The organism is Dietzia sp. DQ12-76 (assembly GCF_014145045.1).
Taxonomy (GTDB): Bacteria; Actinomycetota; Actinomycetes; order Mycobacteriales; family Mycobacteriaceae; genus Dietzia.
On the sequence record NZ_JAALDV010000334.1, the window covers coordinates 1 to 3,327 of the forward strand.

At 69.7% G+C, this 3,327-nt stretch carries 4 protein-coding genes; 3 read left to right on the forward strand and 1 reads right to left on the reverse strand.

The features are described from left to right. Window positions 1–1,354 (reverse strand): MFS transporter (locus G6019_RS11625; protein ID WP_182627645.1); only part of this gene is annotated, 1,354 nt, incomplete at its 3' end. 211 nt (window positions 1,355–1,565) lie between these two features. Here G6019_RS11625 and erm point away from each other — a divergent pair. The 3 genes from erm (at window position 1,566) to G6019_RS11640 (ending at window position 3,318) form a co-directional block, all read left to right on the forward strand. Further along, window positions 1,566–2,366 (forward strand): 23S ribosomal RNA methyltransferase Erm, encoded by an 801-nt coding sequence (gene erm, locus G6019_RS11630; RefSeq protein WP_182627647.1) that lies wholly within the window; start codon window positions 1,566–1,568, stop codon window positions 2,364–2,366. 131 nt (window positions 2,367–2,497) lie between these two features. Then, on the forward strand, window positions 2,498–3,118 hold the full coding sequence (locus G6019_RS11635) for a GNAT family N-acetyltransferase (RefSeq protein ID WP_241726014.1): 621 nt from the start codon (window positions 2,498–2,500) through the stop codon (window positions 3,116–3,118). 2 nt (window positions 3,119–3,120) lie between these two features. Next, a complete protein-coding gene (locus G6019_RS11640) occupies window positions 3,121–3,318 on the forward strand; it encodes a hypothetical protein (protein ID WP_375539761.1) in 198 nt (65 codons plus the stop codon). Window positions 3,319–3,327: the final 9 nt, after the last annotated feature.

The following is a 3,327-nucleotide window of genomic DNA, read 5'->3' on the forward strand; positions in this document are numbered from 1 at the left end:
CGGGCGGCAGGTCCCCCCAGCCCTGGGACCCTGCCGGCAGCTCGATCGCCCTCGCGTAGACCAGGGTCAGCAGCGAGCCCATGGTGGCCACGCCGACTAGCCCGCCGAACTCGTAGGACACCTCCTCCAGGGAGGCGGCCATGCCCGCGCGGCGCGGGGGAACGTTGCCCATGATGGCTGTCGACGCCACCGACATCGAGGCACCGAGCCCGGCGCCGATGACGACCATCCCGACCACCAGCAACGCCAACGAGTCCTGTGCAGCCGCGAGGACGGTGATGACCGATCCCACGGCCGCCGCGGCGATCCCCCCGCCGATGAGCACCAGCAGACCGACGCGGTGCAGCACGGCGCCGCCGAACAGGGCGAAGGGGAGCGAGGCGACCGCGAGCACGCTCACCACGAGACCGCTCTGGAGGGGGCTGAACCCCTCGACCAGCTGGTAGCGCTGGGTGATGACCAGTTGCAGTCCGACGATGGCGAACACACTGACCCCCGCGGCCACCACGCCTCCGCTGAAACCGCGGTTGCGGAAGATCGAGAAGTCCACCAGGGGCTCGGTGTGAGTCGCCAGTCGCCGTTGGCGCCGGGCGAAGACGGTGAGGGTGACGACGGCGACCACCGTGGCCGCTGCCGCCAGTGTCCGGTCCGCATCCGCCTCGGCCCAGGTCTTGACGGCCAGCACCGCCGCGGCCATGCCGACCAGGGCCTGAGCCGAGGAGAGGGCGTCCCAGCGCCGGGCGGGGTTGGTGATGTTGGGTGGCCCGACGACGAGCATGACCGCGCTGGCGAGCAGGACGATGGGGACGTTGAGGAGGAATACCGACCCCCACCAGAAGTGCTCGAGCAACACACCGGACACGATGGGTCCCAGGGCCATGCCCACGGTCGCGATCGCCGCCCAGACGCCGATGGCGAGATTGCGCTCGCGCTCGTGGGAGAAGCTGAGGCGGATGAGCGCGAGGGTCGCCGGCATCATGGCCGCCGCACCCACGCCCAGGAGGGCGCGGGCGGCGATCAGCGTCCACGCCGTCGGCGCGAAGGCCGCCACGAGTGAGGCGGCGCCGAAGACGAGAAGGCCCACCTGGAAGATGCGCTTGTGTCCCACGCGGTCCCCCAGGGCACCCGAGCCCAGCAGGAGCCCGGCCATCAACAACGGGTACGCGTTGATCATCCACAACTGTTGAGAGCTGCTCGCCCCCAGCTCTCTGGTCAACGTCGGCAGCGCCGTGTAGAGGATCGTGTTGTCCAGGGCGATCAGCAGCAGAGACGAGGAGACGACGCCCAGGACGGTCCAGCGCTGCCACGGAGGCAGGGAGGTGTCCGGTGTCGTCGACGAGGGCGCGGAGTGCATCCCTAAACTGTACCGTACGGTTGGTACAGTTTCGAACGGCGAGCGCGGGTGGTCGGCTACACTCCCAGACATGACGTGCTTCGCCGCAGTGATCCGGGACCGTCGCATCTAGCGGCGGATCCCCTCCTGTAGGACGCTTCCGCCGCTCCGCGGTCCAGCCGGGCGGCGCTCTCGCATGCCCGGGCACTTCCTCTTTCCGGAGCGTCCACACATGCCCACCTATCGGGGCGGCCGACACGAGCACGGCCAGAACTTCCTCACCGACACCACCGTCGTCGACGCGATCATCGACATCGTCGACGACACCTCGGGGCCGATCATCGAGATCGGGCCCGGCCGGGGTGCGCTGACCAGACCGTTGCAGACACTGGGGCGCCCGTTGACCGCGGTGGAGATCGACGCCCGAAGGGTCGAACACCTCCGGCGTGCGCTCACCGCCGGCGTGGATCTGGTCCACGCGGATATCGTGCGGTGGCCGCTGCCCGCCACGCCGCATGTGGTGGTGGGCAATCTCCCCTTCCACCTCACCACCGAGATCCTCCGAAAGCTGCTCCACTCCACCTCGACGACGACCGCGGTCCTGCTGGTCCAGTGGGAGGCCGCGCGGCGGCGCGCCGGGGTCGGGGGAGCGACCATGATGACCGCCCAGTGGTGGCCGTGGATCGACTTCACCCTGCACCGCCGCGTCTCCCGCCGGGCCTTCCGTCCGGAACCGACCGTCGACGGGGCGGTGCTCGTCCTGGCCCGGAGGCCCCGTCCTCTCCTGCCGGACCAAGATCGGAGCGAGTACCGCCGATTCGTGCACGCCGTCTTCACCGGCCGAGGCCGAGGCCTCATCGCGATCCTGGCCTCGGTGGTGCCCGCGCGGCGACGTCCGGCGGTCCGCGGAGCCCTCGCCCGGGCCGGTGTGTCCCCGGGAGCCCTGCCCAAGGACCTCACCGCGCGGCAGTGGGTGGCGCTGTACACGGCCCTGGGGCGGCGGGGGCCGGACGCGTCCCGGTTCGGGAGGTGATCCACCGGTCGCGCTCGACCGAGCGAATCCTGTCGGCGCTCTGTGGGCGGGTACTAGTCTCAGATCCGAGAACCGGGCACCGGCATCCCAGCCCGCCGGAGCGCCAGACACCTCGGACAAGGATGGCCTCGATGGCACCTCGCAATGGGAGCGCAGCGATGATCGAGGTGCGTCCGGCGGACAGGTTCGATGACGTGGCGGTACTGCTGGGCCCCAAGAAGAACCCGGATGCCACCGTGTGTTGGTGCCTGAGCCACCGACTGGATTCCGGGACCAACACCTCCCTGCTGGGGCCCGCCCGTGGCGAGTTCGTCCGCGACCTGTGCTCGCGGGAGGTCGCCCCGGGAGTGCTCGCCTATCTCGGATCCGAACCCGTGGGATGGGCGGGAGTCGCGCCGCGCCGCGATCTCCCTATCGCGCGGTCCCGGGTGGTACCGACCGTCGACACGCAACCCGTGTGGTCGATCTTCTGCGTCCGCGTCCGCCCCGGGTACCGGGGCCGGGGGATCGCACGCGAGTTGGTCGAGGGCGCGGTCGAGTTCGCGCGTGATCACGGTGCGCCCGCCGTCGAGGCGGTGCCCGTGGACAACGGTGCGGAGAAGGTCAATCTGACGATGGCATTCGTGGGGTTCCGCTCCCTGTTCGAGGAGGCGGGATTCGTCAAGGTCGCCGATACCACCTCGGTGGCGGGGGGCTTTCCCCGGATCGTCATGAGGCGCCAGATCATCCGAGAACCGATCCGCGGAGGGTGACCATGGGAACGCTGAGTTACACCGCCACCATCTCCATCGACGGATACGCCGCCGACGCGAACGGAGACTTCGCCTGGACCGCGCCGGGCGGGGACGTCTTCAGGTTTCACGTGGAACGAATGGGGTCGATATCGCACGAGATCCTGGGGCGTAACACCTACCAGTTGATGACCTACTGGCAGGCTGGCCTGCTGCGGTGATCTCGGACG

Bases quoted from the DNA above. Each gene is read 5' to 3' on its own strand.
- erm (WP_182627647.1), top strand. From the start codon at position 1,566: ATGCCCACCTATCGGGGCGGCCGACACGAGCACGGCCAGAACTTCCTC.
- G6019_RS11635 (WP_241726014.1), top strand. From the start codon at position 2,498: ATGGCACCTCGCAATGGGAGCGCAGCGATGATCGAGGTGCGTCCGGCG.
- G6019_RS11640 (WP_375539761.1), top strand. From the start codon at position 3,121: ATGGGAACGCTGAGTTACACCGCCACCATCTCCATCGACGGATACGCC.